The 21,571-nt window shown below is 59.3% G+C and carries 20 protein-coding genes and 4 tRNA genes; 17 read left to right on the forward strand and 7 right to left on the reverse strand.

All coding sequences use genetic code 11. From position 1 onward, the window contains the following. The first annotated feature begins 99 nt into the window (after positions 1-99). The 8 genes from cobU (at position 100) to J2Y56_RS26685 (ending at position 5,480) form a co-directional block, all read left to right on the forward strand. On the forward strand, positions 100-621 hold the full coding sequence (cobU, locus tag J2Y56_RS26650; protein WP_150778607.1) for a bifunctional adenosylcobinamide kinase/adenosylcobinamide-phosphate guanylyltransferase: 522 nt from the start codon (positions 100-102) through the stop codon (positions 619-621). Beyond that, complete coding sequence (cobT, locus tag J2Y56_RS26655) at positions 618-1,673, forward strand: nicotinate-nucleotide--dimethylbenzimidazole phosphoribosyltransferase (RefSeq protein WP_310353720.1); 1,056 nt, start codon at positions 618-620, stop codon at positions 1,671-1,673. Before cobU ends, cobT begins: the two co-directional genes overlap by 4 nt. Next, entirely contained in the window at positions 1,670-2,245 is a 576-nt protein-coding gene (cobC, locus tag J2Y56_RS26660) for an alpha-ribazole phosphatase family protein (RefSeq protein WP_007945181.1), read from the forward strand. The genes cobT and cobC overlap by 4 nt, the downstream gene beginning before the upstream one ends. Positions 2,246-2,247: 2 nt before the next feature. Then, positions 2,248-2,979: an adenosylcobinamide-GDP ribazoletransferase gene (locus J2Y56_RS26665; RefSeq protein WP_310353722.1), complete on the forward strand. Its 732-nt coding sequence runs from the start codon at positions 2,248-2,250 to the stop codon at positions 2,977-2,979. A 108-nt stretch (positions 2,980-3,087) separates the two neighbouring features. Then, on the forward strand, positions 3,088-3,492 hold the full coding sequence (locus J2Y56_RS26670) for a MarR family winged helix-turn-helix transcriptional regulator (protein WP_007945183.1): 405 nt from the start codon (positions 3,088-3,090) through the stop codon (positions 3,490-3,492). Positions 3,493-3,545: 53 nt separating this feature from the next. Then, a complete protein-coding gene (locus J2Y56_RS26675) occupies positions 3,546-4,754 on the forward strand; it encodes an MFS transporter (protein ID WP_310353724.1) in 1,209 nt (402 codons plus the stop codon). Beyond that, positions 4,751-4,873: a hypothetical protein gene (locus tag J2Y56_RS26680; RefSeq protein ID WP_007945185.1), complete on the forward strand. Its 123-nt coding sequence runs from the start codon at positions 4,751-4,753 to the stop codon at positions 4,871-4,873. The genes J2Y56_RS26675 and J2Y56_RS26680 overlap by 4 nt, the downstream gene beginning before the upstream one ends. Positions 4,874-4,928: 55 nt before the next feature. Next, the gene (locus J2Y56_RS26685) at positions 4,929-5,480 is read left to right on the forward strand and encodes a glutathione peroxidase (RefSeq protein ID WP_007945186.1); all 552 of its coding nucleotides are present in this window, start codon (positions 4,929-4,931) and stop codon (positions 5,478-5,480) included. A gap of 89 nt (positions 5,481-5,569) precedes the next feature. Here the strand turns inward: J2Y56_RS26685 and J2Y56_RS26690 are convergent, their stop codons facing one another. The 3 genes from J2Y56_RS26690 to J2Y56_RS26700 form a co-directional block, all read right to left on the reverse strand. Beyond that, positions 5,570-6,841 carry an OmpP1/FadL family transporter gene (locus J2Y56_RS26690; RefSeq protein ID WP_007945187.1) on the reverse strand — a complete coding sequence of 424 codons (1,272 nt, stop codon included), beginning with the start codon at positions 6,839-6,841 and terminating at the stop codon, positions 5,570-5,572. 146 nt (positions 6,842-6,987) lie between these two features. Next, complete coding sequence (locus J2Y56_RS26695) at positions 6,988-7,470, reverse strand: hypothetical protein (RefSeq protein WP_007945189.1); 483 nt, start codon at positions 7,468-7,470, stop codon at positions 6,988-6,990. A gap of 276 nt (positions 7,471-7,746) precedes the next feature. Beyond that, positions 7,747-7,971, reverse strand: coding sequence for a hypothetical protein (locus J2Y56_RS26700; protein WP_007945191.1), 225 nt, complete (start codon positions 7,969-7,971; stop codon positions 7,747-7,749). A 952-nt stretch (positions 7,972-8,923) separates the two neighbouring features. Here J2Y56_RS26700 and J2Y56_RS26705 point away from each other — a divergent pair. Both J2Y56_RS26705 and rmuC read left to right on the forward strand, forming a co-directional pair. Beyond that, positions 8,924-9,247: a sel1 repeat family protein gene (locus J2Y56_RS26705; RefSeq protein WP_310353729.1), complete on the forward strand. Its 324-nt coding sequence runs from the start codon at positions 8,924-8,926 to the stop codon at positions 9,245-9,247. Positions 9,248-9,422: 175 nt separating this feature from the next. Then, positions 9,423-10,787, forward strand: a complete 1,365-nt coding sequence (rmuC, locus tag J2Y56_RS26710; protein ID WP_162830876.1) for a DNA recombination protein RmuC — start codon at positions 9,423-9,425, stop codon at positions 10,785-10,787. A 114-nt stretch (positions 10,788-10,901) separates the two neighbouring features. Here rmuC and J2Y56_RS26715 read toward each other — a convergent pair whose 3' ends face one another. Next, a complete protein-coding gene (locus J2Y56_RS26715) occupies positions 10,902-14,372 on the reverse strand; it encodes a PAS domain-containing hybrid sensor histidine kinase/response regulator (RefSeq protein WP_007945194.1) in 3,471 nt (1,156 codons plus the stop codon). A 219-nt stretch (positions 14,373-14,591) separates the two neighbouring features. On the opposite strand from J2Y56_RS26715, the gene J2Y56_RS26720 reads away from it, so the two are divergent. From J2Y56_RS26720 to J2Y56_RS26730, 3 genes are all read left to right on the forward strand, one after another. Then, positions 14,592-14,903, forward strand: a complete 312-nt coding sequence (locus tag J2Y56_RS26720; protein WP_310353732.1) for a cupin — start codon at positions 14,592-14,594, stop codon at positions 14,901-14,903. Between the two features lie 106 nt (positions 14,904-15,009). Further along, on the forward strand, positions 15,010-16,161 hold the full coding sequence (locus J2Y56_RS26725; protein ID WP_310353734.1) for a TDT family transporter: 1,152 nt from the start codon (positions 15,010-15,012) through the stop codon (positions 16,159-16,161). Between the two features lie 98 nt (positions 16,162-16,259). Next, on the forward strand, positions 16,260-18,134 hold the full coding sequence (locus tag J2Y56_RS26730; protein WP_310353737.1) for an MFS transporter: 1,875 nt from the start codon (positions 16,260-16,262) through the stop codon (positions 18,132-18,134). A 108-nt stretch (positions 18,135-18,242) separates the two neighbouring features. On the opposite strand, the gene sugE is transcribed toward J2Y56_RS26730, so the two are convergent. From sugE to rdgC, 3 genes are all read right to left on the reverse strand, one after another. Further along, positions 18,243-18,557 (reverse strand): quaternary ammonium compound efflux SMR transporter SugE, encoded by a 315-nt coding sequence (gene sugE / locus J2Y56_RS26735; RefSeq protein WP_027922462.1) that lies wholly within the window; start codon positions 18,555-18,557, stop codon positions 18,243-18,245. A 119-nt stretch (positions 18,558-18,676) separates the two neighbouring features. Further along, positions 18,677-19,642 (reverse strand): bile acid:sodium symporter family protein, encoded by a 966-nt coding sequence (locus tag J2Y56_RS26740; RefSeq protein ID WP_310339027.1) that lies wholly within the window; start codon positions 19,640-19,642, stop codon positions 18,677-18,679. 157 nt (positions 19,643-19,799) lie between these two features. Beyond that, on the reverse strand, positions 19,800-20,720 hold the full coding sequence (gene rdgC / locus J2Y56_RS26745) for a recombination-associated protein RdgC (RefSeq protein WP_007945202.1): 921 nt from the start codon (positions 20,718-20,720) through the stop codon (positions 19,800-19,802). Positions 20,721-20,881: 161 nt separating this feature from the next. Between rdgC and J2Y56_RS26750 the strand changes: the two genes are divergently transcribed. The 4 genes from J2Y56_RS26750 (at position 20,882) to J2Y56_RS26765 (ending at position 21,420) form a co-directional block, all read left to right on the forward strand. Then, positions 20,882-20,957, forward strand: a tRNA-Val gene (locus J2Y56_RS26750). A gap of 19 nt (positions 20,958-20,976) precedes the next feature. Beyond that, positions 20,977-21,053, forward strand: a tRNA-Asp gene (locus J2Y56_RS26755). 199 nt (positions 21,054-21,252) lie between these two features. Further along, a tRNA-Val gene (locus J2Y56_RS26760) sits at positions 21,253-21,328 on the forward strand. 15 nt (positions 21,329-21,343) lie between these two features. Beyond that, positions 21,344-21,420, forward strand: a tRNA-Asp gene (locus tag J2Y56_RS26765). The last annotated feature ends 151 nt before the right edge of the window (positions 21,421-21,571 follow it).

Raw genomic sequence — 21,571 nt, forward strand, 5'->3', positions numbered from 1 at the left:
CGTTGAACACAAAATCCATGTTCACTGGAGATCTAATGTTGGAGCGGGCTTGCTCGCGAAGGCGGCAGTCGCCTCACCGATGATTTTAAGGAATAAACCATGCTGCAACTCATCCTCGGCGGCGCCCGCTCCGGCAAAAGTCGTTTGGCGGAAAAACTCGCCACCGATAGCCAATTGGCCGTGACCTACATTGCCACCAGCCAACCACTGGACGGTGAAATGAATGATCGTGTCGCCCATCACCGTGCCCGGCGTCCCGCCGAATGGGCATTGATCGAAGAACCGGTCGAGCTCGCCCGTGTCCTGCGCGAAACCGCCCGTGCCAACCGTTGCCTGCTGGTGGATTGCCTGACGCTGTGGATGACCAATCTGCTGATGCTCGACGACGCCGAACGCCTCAGCGCCGAACGCGAAGCGCTGTTGGGCTGCCTGGCCTCGTTGCCGGGTGAAATCATTTTTGTCAGCAACGAGACCGGAATGGGTGTCGTGCCGCTCGGCGAATTGACTCGCCGCTACGTCGATGAAGCCGGTTGGCTGCATCAAGCGCTGGCCGAGCGTTGCCAGCGTGTCGTCTTGACGGTCGCTGGCCTGCCCCTGACTTTGAAAGGAACTGCATCATGACTCAATCCTGGTGGCTGAACCCGTGCAAGCCAATCGATGTGCAAGCCCTCGAACAGGCGCAGGCGCGGCAACAACAACTGACCAAACCGGCTGGCTCGCTCGGTCGACTGGAGTCGGTGGCGGTACAGTTGGCCGGGTTGCAGGGGCAGGTCAAGCCGAGTCTTGATCACCTGTGGATCGCGATTTTTGCCGGTGACCATGGTGTCGTGGCTGAAGGCGTGTCGGTGTTTCCTCAGGAAGTGACCGGGCAGATGTTGCACAACTTCGTCAACGGTGGTGCTGCGATCAGCGTGTTGGCGCGACAGTTGGGCGCTTCGCTTGAAGTGGTTGATTTGGGCACAGTGACGCCGACCTTGAATTTGCCCGGGGTGCGCCACTTGAACGTTGGTCCCGGCACGGCGAATTTCGTCAAAGGCCCGGCCATGACGACAGCGCAGGGCGCACTCGCCTTGCAGGCCGGTGGTGACAGCGTGCAGCGCGCCATCGCCGCCGGTGCTCAGTTGTTTATCGGTGGAGAAATGGGCATCGGCAACACCACGGCAGCCAGTGCATTGGCCTGTGCCTTGCTCGATTGCCCGGTGGTGCATCTGGCCGGGCCGGGCACCGGTCTGGACGTGGCGGGCGTCAACCACAAAGCTCAGGTCATCGAGCGTGCGTTGGCGCTGCACCGTGCTCAGCGCGGGGACGCTTTGCAAACGCTGTTCAATCTTGGCGGCTTTGAAATTGCCGCGCTCGTTGGCGCGTACCTGGCGTGTGCGCAACACGGCGTGGCGGTGTTGGTCGACGGGTTCATTTGCAGCGTCGCGGCATTGGTGGCGGTGCGCTTGAACCCTGATTGCCGCCCGTGGCTACTGTTCGGTCATCGCGGTGCCGAGCCTGGCCATCGTCATGTGCTGGAAACCTTGAACGCTGAACCGTTGCTGGATCTGGGGCTGCGTTTGGGCGAGGGCAGTGGTGCGGCGTTGGCCGTGCCGGTGTTGCGTCTGGCCTGTGATCTTCACGGGCAGATGGCAACCTTCGCCGAAGCCGCCGTTGCGGACCGCCCGGCATGACGTTGCGTCTGGACCTGCTACGACACGGAGAGACCGAACTCGGTGGCGGGTTGCGCGGCAGCCTCGACGACGCGTTGACCGCCAAAGGCTGGGAGCAGATGCGCGCGGCGGTTTTGGACCAGGGGCCGTGGGATCGATTGATCAGCTCGCCCTTGCAGCGTTGCGCGCGGTTTGCTGAAGAGCTTGGCGCGCAACTGGGGTTGCCGGTGCACCTGGATAAAGATCTGCAAGAACTGCACTTTGGTGCCTGGGAAGGGCAGAGCGCAGCGGCGTTGATGGAAGTTGATGCCGAGGGATTGGGTCTGTTCTGGGCTGATCCTTATTCGTTTACGCCTCCGGACGGGGAGCGGGTGGCGGACTTTTCCAAACGGGTAGTGGCGGCGATCGAACGTCTGTCAGTAGTTTGCGCTGGCGAACGGGTCCTGCTGATCAGTCATGGTGGCGTCATGCGTTTATTGCTGGCTCAAGCGCGGGGGTTGCCGCGTGAGCAGTTGCTCAATGTCGAAGTCGCTCATGGCTCGTTGTTTTCGTTGAGCGTCGAACCTGGCGTCCTTCTCAAGGAATCGATCTGACCATGTTGCCCTTCTGGATCGCCCTGCAATTCCTGAGCAGTCTGCCGATTCGCCTGCCCGGCATGCCGACGCCTCAGGAACTGGGCCGCTCGCTGCTGTTTTATCCGCTGGTGGGACTGCTGTTCGGCGCGATTCTGTGGGCGCTGAACTGGCTCTTGCTGGGCACGCCTTTGTTGCTGCATGCCGCGTTGTTGCTGACGGTTTGGGTCTTGCTCAGCGGCGCGTTGCACCTGGATGGCCTGGCCGATAGCGCCGACGCGTGGCTTGGCGGATTTGGCGACCGGGAACGTACGCTGACGATCATGAAAGACCCGCGCAGCGGACCGATTGCCGTGGTGACGCTGGTGCTGGTGTTGTTGCTGAAGTTCGCTGCGTTACTGGCGTTGATCGAGCAGCAGCACAGTATTTTCCTGATCATCGTTCCGCTGATCGGTCGCAGCGCTATGCTGGGGTTGTTCCTGACCACGCCCTATGTGCGTGCTGGCGGTTTGGGGCAGGCGCTGGCGGATCATCTGCCGCGAATGGCTGGCTGGCAGGTGTTGGCGGTCAGCGCGGCGGGTTGTGTTTTGATCGCGGGTTTTAGCGGTGTTCTGGCCGTTGCTGTGGCAGCGGTCATTTTCCTGTGGTTGCGGCAGCTCATGCTACGGCGATTGGGCGGGACGACGGGCGATACAGCAGGCGCGATGCTGGAGTTGCTGGAGATAGCGGTGTTGGCAGGTTTGGCGTTGATTTGAAGGGTTGTGTGTCGGATGTGCTGGCCTCATCGCCGGCTTGCCGGCGATAGCGGTCTATCAGGCAATACATAACTTGATTTAACACAACCACGGGTATATACACGCACCATGCTCGACTCTCAATGTTTATGCATCAACCTGCGTCGCGCCGCCCGTGGCGTCAGCAGGCATTACGACGGCGCTCTGGACGGCTTCGGGATCAACGTTGCCCAGTATTCTTTGCTGTGCAATTTGCAGCGTCTGGATCAACCGAGTATTTCCACCCTTGCCGAAGCCATGGGGCTGGACCGCAGCACCCTCGGGCGCAATTTGCGAGTGCTGGAAGGCGAGGGGCTGGTGAAGCTGGTCGAGGGCGAAGACATGCGTAATCGCATCGTCCGACTGACCGAAGCCGGTGCCGAACGTCTGAAGGCCGCCTTGCCGGCCTGGGAAGCGGCGCAGCAGGGGTTGATTGACCGACTGGGCGCCGAGAAACGCGAAACCTTGCTGCGACTGCTGGACGAACTGGCATGAAGCCGGTTTTTCCGATCTTAAGCGGGTATATACCCGCTACCGGAGAATAAGACATGACATCGATGTGGCGTACCTGCGGTTGGGTGTTGTTGGGGAGTGCGCTGATCCTTGCGTTGTCTTTGGGCGTGCGCCACGGCTTCGGGCTGTTTCTGGCGCCGATGAGTGCCGAGTTCGGCTGGGGGCGTGAGACGTTTGCGTTTGCCATCGCCTTGCAGAATCTGATCTGGGGGCTGGCGCAGCCCTTTACTGGCGCATTGGCCGACCGCTTCGGTGCGGCGAAAGTGGTGCTGGTCGGTGGCGTACTGTACGCCTTGGGTCTGGTGTGCATGGGGCTGTCTGATTCCGCCGTGACACTGTCCCTGAGCGCAGGCCTGTTGATTGGCATCGGCCTGTCCGGCACCTCGTTCTCGGTGATCCTCGGCGTGGTCGGCCGTGCGGTGCCACCCGAGAAGCGCAGCATGGGCATGGGCATCGCCAGTGCGGCCGGTTCGTTCGGTCAGTTCGCGATGTTGCCGGGCACGTTGGGCTTGATCGGTTGGCTGGGCTGGTCCGCCGCGTTGCTGGTGCTGGGCCTGTTGGTGGCGTTGATCGTGCCGCTGGTGAGCATGCTCAAGGACAAGCCGCTGCCGGTCCTCGGCCATGAACAAACCCTCTCCGAAGCGCTACGTGAAGCTTGCTCTCACTCGGGGTTTTGGCTGTTGGCGTTCGGCTTCTTCGTGTGCGGTTTTCAGGTGGTGTTCATTGGCGTGCATTTGCCGGCTTACATGGTGGATCAGCACCTTCCGGCATCCGTCGGCACCACGGTGCTGGCGCTGATCGGGTTGTTCAACATCTTTGGTACGTACACCGCCGGCTGGCTGGGCGGGCGTATGTCGAAACCGCGCTTGCTGACCGGTTTGTACTTGCTGCGGGCGGTGGTAATTGCGCTGTTCCTGTGGGCGCCGGTGACGACGACCACGGCATACCTGTTCGGCATGGCCATGGGGTTTCTGTGGCTGTCGACGGTGCCATTGACCAACGGCACCGTAGCGACCTTGTTCGGCGTGCGAAACCTGTCCATGCTCGGTGGGATTGTTTTCCTGTTTCACCAACTCGGCTCGTTTCTGGGTGGCTGGTTGGGCGGGGTGGTGTATGACCGAACCGGGAGCTATGACTTGATCTGGCAAGTGGCAATTCTGTTGAGCCTGTTGGCTGCCGCCCTGAACTGGCCGGTGCGTGAGCGGCCGGTAGCGCGCCTGCAATCGCAGATGAGTGCGATATGAGCCGTCTGTGGCCGCGTATCGCTGTAACGGCTGTCGGCGTCTTGCTGCTGGCGTTGTCGTGGTGGGGCTGGCATCAGGGCGGGCTGGCGCTGATGCAGTTGGGCATGGGTGCTTGCTAGCGAGCGGCGAGGGCGAGTAACTTCGTTGTTGACTACCTATCAAGGATGCACCGACATGCTGATGCGCTGGATTGCAGTCTCCGCGTTGTTGATGACGTTTACCGGGCTCGCCCAGGCGGGCGAGTGCCCGGAGCTGTTGCAAGGCTCATTGCAGAAGCTGCGCGCCAAGGAATCCATCGACCTGTGCCAGCGGTTTGAGGGTAAACCGCTGGTGGTGGTCAATACCGCGAGCCACTGCGGTTTCGCCCCGCAGTTCAAAAGCCTTGAGGCGCTCAATCAGCGCTTCAAGGGGCAGGGGCTGGAGGTGATTGGCGTTCCGTCCAACGATTTCAAGCAAGAGTCCAAGGACACCGCCGAGACGGCCAAAGTCTGTTACGTGAATTACGGCGTGACCTTCACCATGACCGAGCCGCAGGCTGTGCGAGGCGACGATGCAACGCACCTGTTCAAGGTTCTCGCCAAACAGACCAGCGCGCCGAAGTGGAATTTCTACAAATACGTGGTCGATCGCAAGGGTCAGGTCATCGCCAGTTTTTCCAGCCTGACCAAACCCGATGATCCCGAGTTCATTGCCGCAGTGGAGCAAGCCCTGGCTTCCCAACCCTGATCAGCGCCCACTAAAAAGCCCCGCCTCTGTACCAGAGAGCGGGGCTTTTTTGATTCGGTCAGCGAGCGGTTCAGGCTCGCCGTGAATCATCAGAAGCGGTAGGTCGCGCCGAGACCAAAACCGTTCGCCGAGTTTTCATACTTGGCGTTGTAGGTCTGGCCACGGTTGTTTTCGTTGTTGACCTTGACCGAATCTTCACGCAGGTACGAATACGCCACGTCGATGGTCAGGTCGTCGGTCGGGCTCCAGCCAGCGCCCAGGCTGAACGCCTTGCGATCGCCCGTCGGGATGCGCGGGGAGCGGTCGACGTTGTTGGTCGGTGCCTGGTCAACGGACAGACCGCCACGCAGTACCCATTGCTTGTTCAGCTGGTAGGACGCGCCGATGGCGTGAGCCCAGGTGTCATGCCAGTTCTGTTCTTCGGTGATGGTGCCGAACTGGCCGTTCAGAGCACCCGGAACACCACTGTTTTCAACGGTGATGTCTTTCAGGCGGCTCCAGCGAGTCCAGGTGCTGCCTGCGTAAAGAGTCCACTGGTCGTTGAGCTGGTGAGTGACCGAGAAGTCCACCGACTCAGGTGTGGTCAGGTCCAGCGAAGCGTCGTATTTCTGATTCGGGTTCTGACCGATCAGGCCCAGTACGTTGTAGTTGACCTTGGTGTTGCCATCGAGCTTGTAGTCAACTTTCGAGTGGTAGGTCAGGCCGACGCGAGTGCTGTCGGTCGCTTGAACCAGCAAGCCGATGTTGTAGCCCAGCGCGGTATCGTCACCGGTGATCTTGACCTTGCCGTCTGGCGCGGCCTGGGTGATCGACAGGTTCGATTCCAAGGTGCCGTCGATGCGGTTGATGGTCGGACCGAAACCGATGGAAACCTTATCGTTGAAGGCATAGCTGACAGTCGGTTGCAGGGTGACGATTGTTACTTCGCTCTTGCTGCCGAAGTAACGGCCGGCAAAGCCGTTTTCGTAGTCGGTGACCAGGCCGAACGGTGCGTACACGCCAAACCCGAAAGCCCACTGGTCGTCGATTGGCTTGACGTAGTAGCCCATAGGCACGGCGATAGACGGAACCATGTCGCCGTCGTTGCTGCCGCCGTTCGGGAAGGAGCTTGCGTCGCTGATGTCAGTGTGCGCGTCGATCAGCGCAACACCGCCGGTGACTTGTTCGCGCTTGATGCGGGACATGCCGGCGGGGTTGCCAAAAACTGTACTTGCGTCATCGGCAGAGGAAGATCGCCCGGCAAAACCCGTACCCATACCGCTGATGCTTTGTTCGTTAACGGCAAAGCCACTTGCAAAGATCTGGGTGGAAGCCAGGGTAACGGCGAGGCTAAGGGTGGTTTTGAGCATTACTTTTTTCATTGTTCGAACTCGAGGTGATCACCGGGGCGAAAATTACCAACATTTTCGTCCCGGCGCTATAGGCTGTATGCCTTGATTTAGAGCGGTTTTGTAGGACAATCCGACCAGGTTGACGACCGATTGCACAATCTTGTGAAACTGGTGGGTCAGCAAGCGACCTGATTCAGGGGTGAAACACAGGTTTGCCAGGCGCTGGTGAAATCGCGCAGGCGTCCTTGAGGCTGAAAGGTCTGACGCCAGATGCGGGCCATGCCCAACAAGTCATCGGCGGCGGGAAGGGGAGTGTTCTGTTCTTCTACCAGCAGCCAGGCGATGGCAGTGGCGTAACGCAGGTTAACGGTCAATTCCAGGTGCGGCCCGCTGAGAAAGGCATGTTGGCTGGCCAGTCCGCGGACAAGGCTCGCCCGTTCGGGGTCCAGTGCCAGGTAGTGATCCCAAAGTGCCTGGTGGCGAAGCTCGGCAATTCGGTACAGGCCGTGTCCGCGGCGGTCGTGCAGGGCGGAGCCAAGGGCTGACTGACTGGCGGCGATGCCCAGCAGCAAGGATTCGGCAGTTGCGCTATGGCGTCCGAGGTAAATCAATGTCGGACGAATCACATAACGGCACAGTTCGCTGGCAGCGATACCCATAAAGCCCTCGAAACGTGAAGTAGGCGGCGAAACCTGAAGGTAGCGTTGGCAGCGGTGGATCGAATCAGGCTCGCCGAAAGCGGAACAAGCCGCTTGAGTTGAAGTGTAGTGTCATATTCGCGCTGTAAAGGCCTGTTTTTAAAATATTTCCGGCTTCGAGTTATAACCGTTATATCGGTTAGTGCTTAGCGGCTGTCTGGAAAAAGAGAAATAACGGGCAATAAAAAGCCCCGCTTTTTGAGCAGGGCTTTCTGGTTTTTCAGTCTTTCTGGCGTCTCAGGCAATCAATGCCTGACGGGTACGCTCGATCACGGCCTGCAGCGGTTCTGCACTGGAGTATTGATCGGGGTACAGGCGTTCGCTGTGACGAGCGATGCCGTGTTCGTTGACCAGAGTGAAGCTGAAGCAGCCTTTGCGGGCGGCCATGATCAGGCAGTTCATTGGTGCAAAAGCATTGGTTAGGGTGCGGATTGCATCCTGGGTATGGATTTGAGTAGTCATTATTGGGTGTTCCTACAAGCGACACGGAATAAGAGCCGTGCAAAGTTAAAACGTTCCAGTGACGACGACCACCATTGGTCGAACGAAGAACCCGACTGGAACAAAGCAGCCAGTTTGAAGCGCTGATAATTGGCGCGCTTGGGCTGGCAGGTAGGTACTTAGGAGGGCAGGCAACACATCAAGGGCAAAGGTTCTGGGCCCGGGGTGAAGATCCTGATCAATTTGCAGGCTGGTTCGGTCAGAGTAAGTTAACTTCGCAACACCCTTCGCATTTGTTCGAAGGCTGTGTTGGCGCAAGGTTTACCTGGAAACCATCGAGGTGGTCGCTCCTCTTTTGTCGGTGGAGGCTTCTCTTGAGGGAAGGCTGACCGCGAGGATTTGTTCGACCAGAATTGACTTTCAGCTTGGTACTAACGCCGCGGATACTAACGGATTGAATTTGAGAATGGAAGTGTGTTAGCAAAAAAGATAAATCAGCTTGGGCTGCGCGCCCTGCAGTGCCTCACATTCCGACCGGTGGTTGCTGTCGTTCATCGGACCGTGATCTGCCTGGATCAAGGGTTTTCCCGGGTTATCCCCAAAACCGGCGCAAAAACGCGCCGAAAAAGTGCGTCGATATAACTGTCTCGAAGGTAGTTGTGCACATTACTCGCGCAGACTGTAACCCCACTGTCATTCAGGTCCGGGACGTAGTGGGTGCCTGTATTGAAAATTTAAGTCAATGAAAAACATCGCTTTTTTTTACTGGTGAAAAAATCGTCAGTTTGACTGCGAGCCCCGTCCCACAGGGCTTTGCGCGAGTTCAAGGGCGGTTGTCCACTGAGTTATCCACAGCTTCTGTGGATTGTCCCGAGCGCTTGCTCTAGGACGGGCGTGCTGGGTTTTTTTGGGCTTTACCTGTAAGAAAAAAAGAGTAGAGTTGCGCGCCTTCCGATCTGTCCCACAGTGCTTTATGAAGTTTCGCTCAGTACCAATCGCTCCTACCTCCACACCTCCCAATGTGGCCCCGCCCAAGCGCTTTTCGATGCGCGTGGCTGAGTGGCTGCTGGACAGTCCGCGTCTTGGGGAACACCCCAACATCAAACACTTCGCCGGACGTTTGCTCAAACAGCCCGCCCGTGAAGGCGTCGTGGCCGCGCAAAGTCGACTTGGGCAGCTGATGTGTCGCGAATGCGGCAATGCCCGGGATCGGCGCATTGGTCAGGACCTGTTGCGCCAGGCCGCGCGAGCAGGGGACGCGCGCGCCCAACAGGAACTGGGGCTGATCGAAGACTGAGCTGTCCAAGTCTGGCGGCCTTGGTTAACCTTCAAGCTTTATCTCATCGGCAGGAATCCCTATGGCTATGGACTTGACCAGCCTATTACTCGGTCTGGCGGGCGCTGGTCTGCCGTTGCTGGTACTGGCCTGGCAAATTCAGCGTCGTGCGAGCGTCTCGCAAGCCGGGGCGGCACTGTTGGAAGAGCGTCTGGCGATGGCGCAATTGGCGCAGGACGGCCTGAATGCCCAACTGGACGCCTGTCGCGATGAAATCGGTGACCTGAGCCAGGCTAACGCCGCCCGGCAGGCAGACCTCGCCGCCGCGCGCCGTGAAGTTGAACTGCTGCAAATCGAACGCGACGACGCCCGCGATGCGGCTCACGCCTGGAATATTGAGCGCGCGGGTAAAGAGGCTGAGCTGCGTCGCCTGGACACGCAGGCGGCTTCACTCAACGCCGAGTTGCGTGAGCAGCAGGAAAGCCATCAGCAGCGTCTCAGCGATCTGCAAGGTTCACGAGACGAGCTGCGAGCGCAGTTCGCCGAACTGGCGGGCAAGATTTTCGATGAGCGTGAGCAACGCTTTGCCGAAACCAGTCAGCAGCGACTGGGTCAGTTGCTCGATCCTTTGAAGGAGCGCATTCAATCCTTCGAAAAACGCGTCGAGGAAAGTTATCAGGCCGAAGCCCGCGAGCGTTTCTCGCTGGCCAAGGAACTGGAGCGCCTGCAACAGCTGAACCTGCGCCTGAGCGATGAAGCCACCAACCTGACGCGCGCCCTCAAAGGGCAGAAAACCCAGGGCAATTGGGGCGAGCTGATTCTCGAGCGAGTGCTTGAACACGCCGGTCTGGAGAAGGGCCGTGAATACCAGACCCAGGTCAATCTCAAAGGCCCGGACGGTGAACGCTTCCAGCCGGATGTGATTATTTACCTGCCGGGCGACAAGCAGGTGGTGGTCGACTCCAAGGTCAGCCTGACGGCCTATCAGCAGTACGTGGCGGCCGAAGACGATGCCATCGGCCAGATCGCCATCAAACAGCACGTCCTGTCGCTGCGCAATCACGTGAAAGGCCTGGCCGGCAAGGATTACAAACGGCTCGACGGCTTGCACAGCCTGGATTTCGTGTTGCTCTTCGTGCCAATCGAAGCGGCGTTTTCCGCCGCCTTGCAGGCGGAGCCGACGCTGTTCCAGGAGGCGTTCGACCGCAACATTGTGATCGTCAGCCCCACCACGTTATTGGCCACGCTGCGGGTCATCGACAGCCTGTGGAAGCAGGAACGGCAGAGCCAGAATGCCCGGGAAATCGCCGAGCGCGCCGGGTGGCTGTACGACAAATTCGTGTTGTTCATTCAGGATCTGGACGAAGTCGGCAATCGCTTGCAGCAACTGGACAAAGCCTACAGCTCTGCGCGCAACAAGCTGACAGAGGGCCGCGGCAATCTCGTCAGCCGCAGCGAACAGCTGAAGTTGCTCGGCGCGCGCGCGAGCAAGAGCTTGCCGGCAGACTTGCTGGAGCGGGCGATGACCGATGTGGATGGCTTGGTCGAGTTGCCGGAGTAATCCGAAAAGCATCGTGAGCAGGCTCGCTCCCACATGAACTGCGCAAAACCCTGTGGGAGCGAGCCTGCTCGCGATGGCGGAATTTTCTGCCCTGCAAGACTAAAACCCGGCGCGCTACAACGGCAAATGCCGGCTCAACAACGCCCTTAACGCCGCCGGCTTCACCGGTTTGGTCAAATAATCCAGCCCCGCCGCATGCACTTGCGCCACCGTCTCCGGCCGGCCATCGGCGCTGATCACCACCCCTGGCACCGGCTCGCCCAGTTGAGTGCGCAACCACGCCATCAGCTCGGTCCCGGTTTCGCCATGGTCGAGGTGGTAATCCACCAGTGCCAATTGCGGACGCATTCCGTTATTGAGCAGCGCTGCACACTCCTCGCGGTTACGCGCCGTCCAGACCTGGCATCCCCAGCGCGTCAGCAGGCTGTTCATGCCGATCAAAATGCTGTCTTCGTTATCGATGCACAGCACCTGCGCGCCGCTCGCCACATGGCCGTTGAGTTCGGTGGGCTGGGTTGGCGCCACGGTTTGTGCATGGGCCAGCGGCACACTGACGCTGAACACACTGCCGCGCCCCGGCCAGGAACGTACGCGTAAGGTATGACCCAGTACGCGACACAAACCATCGGCAATCGCCAGGCCCAACCCCAGACCTTTCTCGGCGCGAGTCTGGTGGCTGTCGAGGCGCTTGAACTCTTCGAAAATCACCTGCAGTTTGTCCTGTGCAATGCCCGGTCCCCGGTCCCAGACCTCCAGGCACAACTCACCCTTGCGTCGTCGAACGCCGAGCAGCACCGGCCCTTTGGCATAGCGGAAAGCATTGGTCAGAAAGTTTTGCAGGATCCGTCGCAGCAGTTTGATGTCGCTGTCGACCCGTAACGTGCTGCCCCGAACACGGAAGGTCAGCCCTTGTTCCTGAGCCTGCGCCTTGAACTCGGCACCGAGGGTGTCGAACAGTTCGTTGAGCGCGAAGGGCTTGGGATCGGGGTTGATCTTGCCGTTTTCCAAGCGGGAAATGTCCAGCAGGTCGCTGATCAAGTCTTCGGCCGAGCGCAACGAGCTGTCCAGGTGATGGACCAGTTTCTGCGCCTCGCCGGACAAGCCATCGTCCTGGTGGGACAACGCTGCGGAGAACAGGCGAGCGGCGTTTAGCGGTTGCATCAAGTCATGGCTGACGGCCGCGAGAAAGCGGGTTTTCGATTGGTTGGCGGACTCGGCGGTGCCCTTGGCTTCCGTCAGCGCAACGTTGAGTTGCGACAATTCTCGGGTGCGCTCGGCCACCCGCTGCTCCAGGCCTTCGTTGGCTTCGGTCAGTGCTTGTTCGGCTTCGCGGAACGCGGTGATGTCGGTGAAGCTCATGACGAAACCACCACCAGGCATCGGATTGCCGATCAGCTCGATCACCCGCCCGTTGGGAAACAGTCGTTCGGAGGTGTGGGCGCGGCCCTGACGCATCCAGTGCAAACGCCGGGCAACGTGGACTTCCGCCTCGCCAGGTCCACACAGACCGCGTTCGGCGTTGTAGCGAATGATGTCGGCAATTGGTCGTCCGACGCTGATCAGACCGTCCGGGTAGTTGAACAGCTCCAGATAACGCCGGTTCCAGGCCACCAGCTTCAGCGACTGGTCGACCACGCTGATGCCCTGGGTGATGTTTTCAATAGCGCCTTGCAGCAGCGCGCGGTTGAACTGCAACACTTCCGAGGCCTCGTCGGCGATTCGCACGACATCCTCCAGCTGCATTTCCCGACCTTCGATGGCCGCTTTTACCACCGCACGCGTCGAAGACGCGCCGAGCACACCCGCGAGCAAGCGTTCAGTGTGGGCAATCCATTCGCCATCGGCGTTTTGATTCGGGTTGAAGCCTTTGCCCTGGCGGTAGGCGAAACGGATGAAACTCTGACGCGCGCGTTCTTCACCGACGAATCGCGCCGCCAGTTGCAGCAGATCGTCGATTTGCACCGCCAGCATCGAACGGGCGCTGGGGCGTGCGCTGATTTCCTGACCGATGAAACGGCCCGCCTGCCAGTGCTCCGACACCCGTGTGCGCGACAACACCGACACCCAGGCAAACAACGTGAAGTTGCCCGCCAGCGATAGCACCACGCCTTGGGTCAGCGGGGTGATCGGCAGGTTCAACGGGTTGCTGTGCAACCATTCCAAACCTGGGAAGGTGCCCAGCGACAAGCCGAGGCCGCGGGCTGCAATCGGCAAGACCAGCGTGTAAAACCACAGGAATGTCCCGGCGGCGAGGCCGGCAAATACGCCGCGACGGTTGGCCTGCTTCCAATACAGCGCGCCGAGCATGGCCGGGGCCAGTTGCGTCACGGCGGCGAAGGCGATCTGGCCGATGGTGGCCAGGCTGGCGGTCGAACCCAGCAGGCGATAACTGACGTAGGCCAACAACAAAATCACCACGATGCTCACGCGGCGCACCGAGAGCATCCATTGACGAAACACTTCGAACGGCCGCTCGGCGTTGTTGCGTCGCAGCAACCACGGCAACAGCATGTCGTTGGAGACCATGGTCGATAGCGCCACGCTGGCGACAATCACCATGCCGGTCGCCGCCGAGGCGCCGCCGATGAACGCCAGCAAGGCGAGGGCAGGGTGGGACTGCGCCAGCGGCAAACTGATGACAAACGAGTCCGGCAAAACCGAACTGGGCAGCATCATCTGACCGGCGAGGGCGATGGGTACGACAAACAACGCCGCCAACGCCAGGTACGCCGGGAACACCCATTTGGCCAGGCGCAAATCCTGAGGGTCAATGTTTTCCACCACCGTCACATGGAACTGCCGAGGCAAGCAGATGATCGCCATCATCGCTACGCCCGTTTGCACCACCATCGAGGGCCAGTTGATGGTTTCCTTCCAGTATTGCTCGAGGCGGGGGGCGAGCATGGCTTGGTTGAACAAATCGTCGAACCCGTCGTACAGACCGAACGTGACGAACGCGCCGACGGCGAGAAACGCAAACAGCTTGACCAGTGACTCAAACGCAATCGCCAGCACCATGCCACGGTGGTGTTCCGTGGCATCGAGGTTGCGGGTACCGAAGACGATGGTGAACAGCGCCAGCACCAGCGACACAATCAATGCCGTGTCCTGGGCGCGAACCCCCATGGCGTCGGCACCCGCGCCAATCAGCAAGTTCACCCCGAGCACGATGCCTTTGAGCTGCAAGGCGATGTAGGGCAACACACCGACCAGGCAAATCAGTGCCACCACCACGGCCAGCGACTGGGATTTGCCGTAACGGGCGGCGATAAAGTCGGCGATGGAGGTGATGTTTTCCTGCTTGCTGATCATCACCATTTTTTGCAGGACCCACGGCGCGCCCACCAGCAGCAGGATCGGCCCGAGGTAGATCGGCAGGAAAGACCAGAGCTGTTCCGCCGCCTGGCCCACGGCCCCAAAGAACGTCCAGCTGGTGCAATAGACCGCCAGCGACAGGCTGTACACCCACGCGCGCACACGCGGCGGCAACGGCGTGCTGCGACGGTCACCGTAAAAGGCGATGGCGAACATGATGGCCATATAGGCCAGGGCGACGGCGGCGATCAGCCCGCTGGACAGCGACATGGGAACTCCAGACAAAAGACACCCGGGACTCCCGCCCGGTCAGACAGTCTCGCACGACCGCCGCGGTTAGTCAGTGTCGACCAAGGTCGTGGCCTGGTGGTGTGTCGCAGGTTGTGTGTCAACCTCCAGTGGTGCGTCAGCGATCATTGAAAGTCTGTAGCGCTAATGTGCGTTGATCGCTAGCCTTGGTGTCGCCATTCATTCGACGGACCGCCCCCCTTGAAGATCATCCGCAGCAAATCCTTCACCGCTGAGCGTGCCTGGGGCGCGCTGGACATTGCCAGTATGAATGGCATCACCACGCGTTTGCACTGGACGGACCAGCCGTATAAATGGCACGTCAACGATGGCCAGGAAGTGTTCGTGGTGCTGGATGGGCAAGTGCAGATGCGGTATCGCGAAGCGGGCATTGAGAAGCAGGCGTTGCTGGAGGTCGGCGACATCTTTTATGCGTCCGTTGGCACCGAGCATGTGGCGCATCCACAGGGAGCTGTGCGGATTCTGGTGATCGAATCGGAAGGCAGCGTGTGACGCTATATCTGCGAAACAGATAACTTATAGAGATATTACCCGTTATATAGATATTCGATTTGCTTCTACCATGGGCTCTACCTCACCAGAGGACCAGGAGTTCGCCATGACATGCACCCACAGCGTCAAAACCGGTATCAAACCGTTCAGCCACTTGCAGCACCCGCGTGAAGTCATCCGTCAATTCACGCCCAACTGGTTCGCCGCGACCATGGGCACCGGAGTGCTGGCACTGGCGCTGGCGCAATTGCCCCTCGCCATGCCCGGCTTGCGTGTGCTCGCCGAAGGGTTATGGCTGTTGAATATTTTCCTGTTCGTGGTGTTCACCGCCCTGTACGCGGCGCGCTGGGTGCTGTTCTTTGACGAAGCCCGGCGGATTTTCGGCCATTCGACGGTGTCGATGTTCTTCGGCACCATTCCCATGGGCCTCACGACCATCATTAACGGCTTCCTGGTGTTTGGCCTGCCACGCTGGGGCGACGGTGTGATTCATGTCGCTGAAGTGCTCTGGTGGCTGGATGTGGCGATGTCGCTGGCGTGCGGTGTGCTGATTCCCTTCATGATGTTCACCCTTCAGGAGCACAGCATCGACCAAATGACGGCCGTTTGGCTGTTGCCGGTGGTGGCCGCAGAAGTCGCGGCTGCCAGCGGTGGCCTGCTGGCGCCGCACTTGGCGGATGCCCATTCGCAACTGGTGATGCTGGTGACCAGTTACGTGCTGTGGGCCTTTTCTCTGCCGGTGGCTTTCAGCATTCTGACGATCCTGTTGCTGCGCATGGCACTGCATAAACTGCCCCACGAAAACATGGCGGCCTCCAGCTGGCTGGCTTTGGGCCCGATTGGCACCGGGGCGTTGGGCATGTTGCTGCTGGGGGCGGATGCGCCGGCCATCTTCGCCGCCAACGGCCTGCCGGGTATCGGTGAAATCGCCGCTGGCCTGGGGCTGGTGGCCGGGATTACGCTGTGGGGTTTTGGCTTGTGGTGGATGATGGTCGCGGTGTTGATTACCTTGCGTTACCTGCGCGGCGGCATCCCGTTCAACCTCGGCTGGTGGGGGTTTACCTTTCCGTTGGGGGTGTACTCACTGGCGACATTGAAACTGGCCAGCATCTTGAGCCTGACTTTTTTCAGCATCTTCGGCTGTGTGCTGGTGGCGCTACTGTCGGTGATGTGGCTGATCGTTGCCCGGCGGACGCTGCAAGGCGCATGGCGGGGCGAACTGTTTGTGTCGCCGTGCATTGCAGGATTAAAGAAATAACCTGCAAAGATTAGGTAGTGTGTGGCCTGGATCGCCGTTCGACATTCCAATACGGGTATCCACGCCACTCGCAACCCAACATCAGGGACACATGGAAGATGAGTCACCCCTCACAGTTCACCTTGCTCCGCACCCGGCGCTTCCTGCCGTTTTTCGTGACCCAGTCCCTCGGGGCGTTCAACGACAACCTCTTCAAGCAGTCGTTGATCCTCGCCATTCTGTACAAACTGACCCTCGACGGTGACCGCTCGATCTGGGTCAACCTCTGCGCGCTGCTGTTCATCCTGCCGTTCTTTTTGTTCTCGGCACTGGCCGGGCAATTCGGCGAGAAGTTCGCCAAGGACCGTCTGATCCGTCTGATCAAGCTCGGCGAAATCGTCATCATGGCGGTCGGCGCCGTCGGTTTCATCTTTGATCATCTGTCGTTGATGCTGGTGGCGCTCTTTGCGATGGGCACCCACTCGGCGCTGTTCGGGCCGGTGAAATACTCGATCCTGCCTCAGGCCCTGCGTGAAGAAGAACTGGTCGGCGGCAACGGACTGGTGGAGATGGGCACCTTCCTGGCGATTCTCGCCGGGACCATCGGCGCCGGGATCATGATGTCGTCCAGTCACTACGCGCCCATCGTCTCTTGCGCGATCATCGGTGTTGCCGTGCTCGGCTACCTGGCCAGTTGCAGCATTCCACGGGCGGCGGCATCTTCGCCGCAAATGCGCCTGAACTGGAATATTTTCAGCCAGTCCTGGGTCACCTTGAAGTTGGGCCTCGGACAGACGCCTGCCGTATCGCGCTCTATTGTCGGCAACTCGTGGTTCTGGTTTGTCGGGGCGATTTATCTGACGCAGATCCCGGCTTATGCCAAAGAGTGGATGCACGGCGACGAAACCGTGGTGACGCTGATTCTGACGGTGTTCTCGGTGGGCATCGCGCTCGGTTCGCTGCTGTGCGAAAAACTCTCCGGGCGCAAAGTCGAGATCGGCCTGGTGCCGTTTGGCTCGTTCGGGCTGACCGTGTTTGGCTTGCTGCTGTGGTGGCATTCCGGTGGGATTCCAGACAGTGTGACGGGCCATGGCTGGGTTGAAGTCCTTGGGTTTGCTCACACCTGGCTGGTGTTGATCGACATCCTTGGCCTGGGGATCTTTGGTGGTTTCTACATCGTGCCGCTGTATGCGCTGATCCAGTCGCGCACCGCCGAGAACGAGCGGGCGCGGGTGATTGCCGCCAACAACATTCTCAACGCGCTGTTCATGGTGGTGTCGGCGATTGTCTCGATCATCTTGTTGAGCCTGGTCAAGCTGTCGATTCCGCAGTTGTTCCTGGTGGTGTCGCTGCTGAACATCGGTGTCAACGCCTACATCTTCAAAATCGTCCCCGAATTCAGCATGCGTTTCATGATCTGGCTGCTCAGCCACTCCATGTACCGCGTGGAGCATCGCAATCTTGATTTGATACCTGATGAAGGCGCGGCGCTGCTGGTGTGCAATCACGTGTCCTTTGTCGACGCCCTGCTGATCGGCGGCGCAGTGCGTCGGCCGATTCGCTTTGTGATGTACTACAAAATCTACAACCTGCCCGTGCTGAACTTTATCTTTCGCACGGCGGGGACGATTCCGATCGCGGGGCGTCAGGAAGACATTCAAATCTACGAAAGAGCCTTCAAGCGTATTGCGCAGTATCTGAAGGAAGGCGAGTTGGTGTGCATCTTCCCGGAAGGCAAGTTGACCGCCGACGGAGAGATAAACGAATTCAGGAGCGGGGTGACGCGGATTCTTGAAGAAACACCGGTGCCGGTCATTCCGCTGGCGTTGCAGGGGTTGTGGGGGAGTTTTTTCAGCCGCGATCCGGGCAAGGGGTTGTTTCGTCGGTTGTGGTCGCGGGTGACGTTGGTGGCGGGGCCGGCAGTGACCGTTGAGGCGGCGCAGCCTGCAGCGTTGCAGGCGATGGTGGGGGATTTGCGCGGCACCGTTAAATAGTTGGTGACTGTTCTGGCCCCATCGCGAGCAGGCTCGCTCCTACAGGTGATCTGTGTCGGTCACAAATCCCCTGTAGGAGTGAGCCTGCTCGCGATGGCGGTCTAAAAGCTAAGCGCTGACCTTGAGCCCAACCAACCCGGCAATAATCAACGCCACACTGGCCAGCCGAAACAGCGCCATCGATTCACCAAACAGAATGATCCCGGCAATCACCGTGCCGACCGCACCCACACCCGTCCAGATCGCATAGGCTGTGCCCAGCGGCAATTCTTTCATGGCAAGGCCCAGCAAGCCAAGGCTGATGGCCATGGCCGCAACGGTCAACGCGGTGGGAAGAGGGCGGCTGAAACCGTCGGTGTACTTCAGGCCAACGGCCCAGCCGACTTCGAACAGGCCGGCGAAAAACAGGATGATCCAGGACATGAAAGACCTCCATCGATTGACGGGGTCGTCCCCAGATTAATGACTCGATCGAGCCGCGAGGTCGTCCTCGCGTTGCGCGATAGAGTGCCCATCATTAACCTGGGGATCAAGTTTTCGGCTTATTCGGTTACCTGCCGCGCAGCGATTTCACGGTCTTCTTTCTCGCTCATTCGACGGAAATACGTCGAGAGCAGCGCCCCGGAAATGTTGTGCCACACACTGAACAAAGCACTCGGCACTGCCGCCAGCGGCGAAAAGTGTGCACTGGCCAGCGCGGCACCCAGCCCGGAGTTTTGCATGCCGACTTCCAGCGCCAGCGATTTGCGTTGGGCCAACGGCAGCTTAAACAGGCGCCCGGTGAAGTAGCCCAGCAGATAACCGAAGCTGTTGTGCAGCATCACTACCGCCATGATCAGCAGGCCGGACTCGGCAATCTTCGCCTGGCTGGCGGCCACCACGGCGGTGACGATGATCACGATGCTCACCACCGAGATCAGCGGCAACACTTCCACCGCGTGGCGAACCTTGGCGCCCAGTACGCGTTGAGCCACCACACCGAGGATGATCGGCAACAGCACCACTTGCAGGATTGACCAGAACAGCTCCATGAAGGACACCGGCAACCAGGCCGAAGCCAGCAGCCAGATCAGCGCCGGGGTCAGCAGCGGGGCGAGGAGGGTGGTGACAGCGGCAATGGCCACCGACAGTGCCAGATCGCCGCGCGCCAGCCAGGTCATCACGTTCGAGGAGGTGCCACTTGGGCAGCAACCGACCAAAATGACGCCGACGGCGATTTCCGGCGGCAGATGAAATACCTGGCAGAGCAACCACGCCACTCCGGGCATGATCACGAAATGCGCAACCACGCCCAAGGCCACGCGCCATGGATGGCGGGCAACTTCGGCGAAGTCTTCAAGTTTGAGGGTCAGGCCCATGCCGAACATCACCAGACCCAGCAACGGCACGATCGCGCTTTTGAGGCCGATGAACCATGCCGGTTGCAGGAAGGCCACGACCGCGAAAATCAGTACCCAGTAAGCGAAGGTGTTGCCGACAAAACGACTCAATGCAGCCAGTGCGCGCATGGCTTGATCCTTATTATGTGAAAGCGTTAGGGAGCTAAGCATACGCCGCTCGCAAAAAAAGATCGCAACTTGTGACAGCTCCTATTAAGGAAATACCTTCCAATATAAGAGCTGCCACAGGCTGCGATCTTTTTATAAAGACTGCAGAATCAGGTGATCAGATTCCTTGCGGGGTCTCTTCGCCACCCAGTGCTTCAACCAGCGCCGGCAGGAAATCGCCGAAAGTCAGCATCATCAGGGTAAAGCTGGCGTCCAACTGGCCAAGGGCTTCTTCGCCACCGTCCTGTTCCGCCTGGTCTTGCAGGAGGTCTTCGAACTTCAGGCGCTTGACCACCATCTTGTCGTCGAGCACGAAAGACAGCTTGTCTTGCCAGGCCAGCGACAACTGAGTGACCACTTTGCCGGTGCTCAGGTGCAGCTGGATTTCTTCGCTGGTCAGGTCCTGACGTTTGCAGCGCACGATGCCGCCGTCTTCGTGGGTGTCACGCAGCTCGCATTCGTCCAGCACAAAGAAATCGTCCGCAGCTTTCTGGGTGGTGACCCATTCCGTCATGGTGGCGGTCGGCGACATTTTTACGGTCAATGGGCGTACTGGGAGGGTGCCGATCACTTCACGCAGGGTCGACAGCAAGTCTTCGGCACGTTTCGGGCTGGCCGAGTTGACCAGGATCAGGCCCTGTTTCGGCGCAATGGCGGCAAATGTCGAGGAGCGACGAATAAAGGCGCGCGGCAGGAACGCCTGGATGATTTCATCCTTGATCTGATCGCGTTCCTTTTTATAGACCTTACGCATTTGCTCGGCTTCGATCTCATCGACCTTTTCCTTCACGGCGTCGCGCACGACGCTGCCCGGCAGAATGCGTTCTTCTTTACGCGCAGAGATCAGCAGGAAGTCGCCGCTGACATGGACCAGCGGCGCATCTTCGCCCTTACCGAATGGCGCGACGAAACCGTAGGTGGTCAACTCCTGGCTTGCACATGGACGCGCCAGTTTGGTGGCCAGTGCAGTTTCCAACGCCTCGGCATCAACAGGCAGATCTTGGGTCAGGCGATAGATAAGCAGGTTTTTGAACCACATGGGGTAAGTCTCTCCTTATATACAAAGGGGGGCATTATTCTCTTAGCGGCGCCATAGGCCAACCCTTCGCTAAGCCTTTGGAAGGCCTGAGAAAATTATTTAAAAAAGTGCTTGCCAGAGGTGAGGTCGCTCCGTAGAATGCGCGCCACACCGAACGTGAAGGGTGATTAGCTCAGCTGGGAGAGCGTCTGCCTTACAAGCAGAATGTCGGCGGTTCGATCCCGTCATCACCCACCATTCGCATTCAGTGTTACGCGCAGCGGTAGTTCAGTCGGTTAGAATACCGGCCTGTCACGCCGGGGGTCGCGGGTTCGAGTCCCGTCCGCTGCGCCATATTCGGTAACCTGGAACGCTGAACGCCAGGTCACCACGGAAAAGCCCGCTAACGCGGGTTTTTTTCTGTCTGTAGATTGTTCGTTGTTCCTGCAGGTTGCATCGTTTCACCGGTTTTCGGATTTATTTGAAAAATAATTCAATTAAATCAACACTTTACGAAAACATGTGGCATAATGTGCCCCGCAACGAAGGTAAAGGGTGATTAGCTCAGCTGGGAGAGCGTCTGCCTTACAAGCAGAATGTCGGCGGTTCGATCCCGTCATCACCCACCACTTTCAACGCTACGCGCAGCGGTAGTTCAGTCGGTTAGAATACCGGCCTGTCACGCCGGGGGTCGCGGGTTCGAGTCCCGTCCGCTGCGCCATATTCGGTCACCTGGAACGCTGAACGCCAGGTCACCACACAGAAAGCCCGCTTAATCAGACTGTGTGAAAACCTAGCAATCTGCATCGCGGTTTAAGAAAATGCCCCGTAATCGAAAGATACGGGGCATTTTCTTTGTTATGGCTTACATC

Origin of the sequence: Pseudomonas sp. BE134 (assembly GCF_031456105.1) — a bacterium.
In the GTDB taxonomy this organism is placed as follows: Bacteria; Pseudomonadota; Gammaproteobacteria; order Pseudomonadales; family Pseudomonadaceae; genus Aquipseudomonas.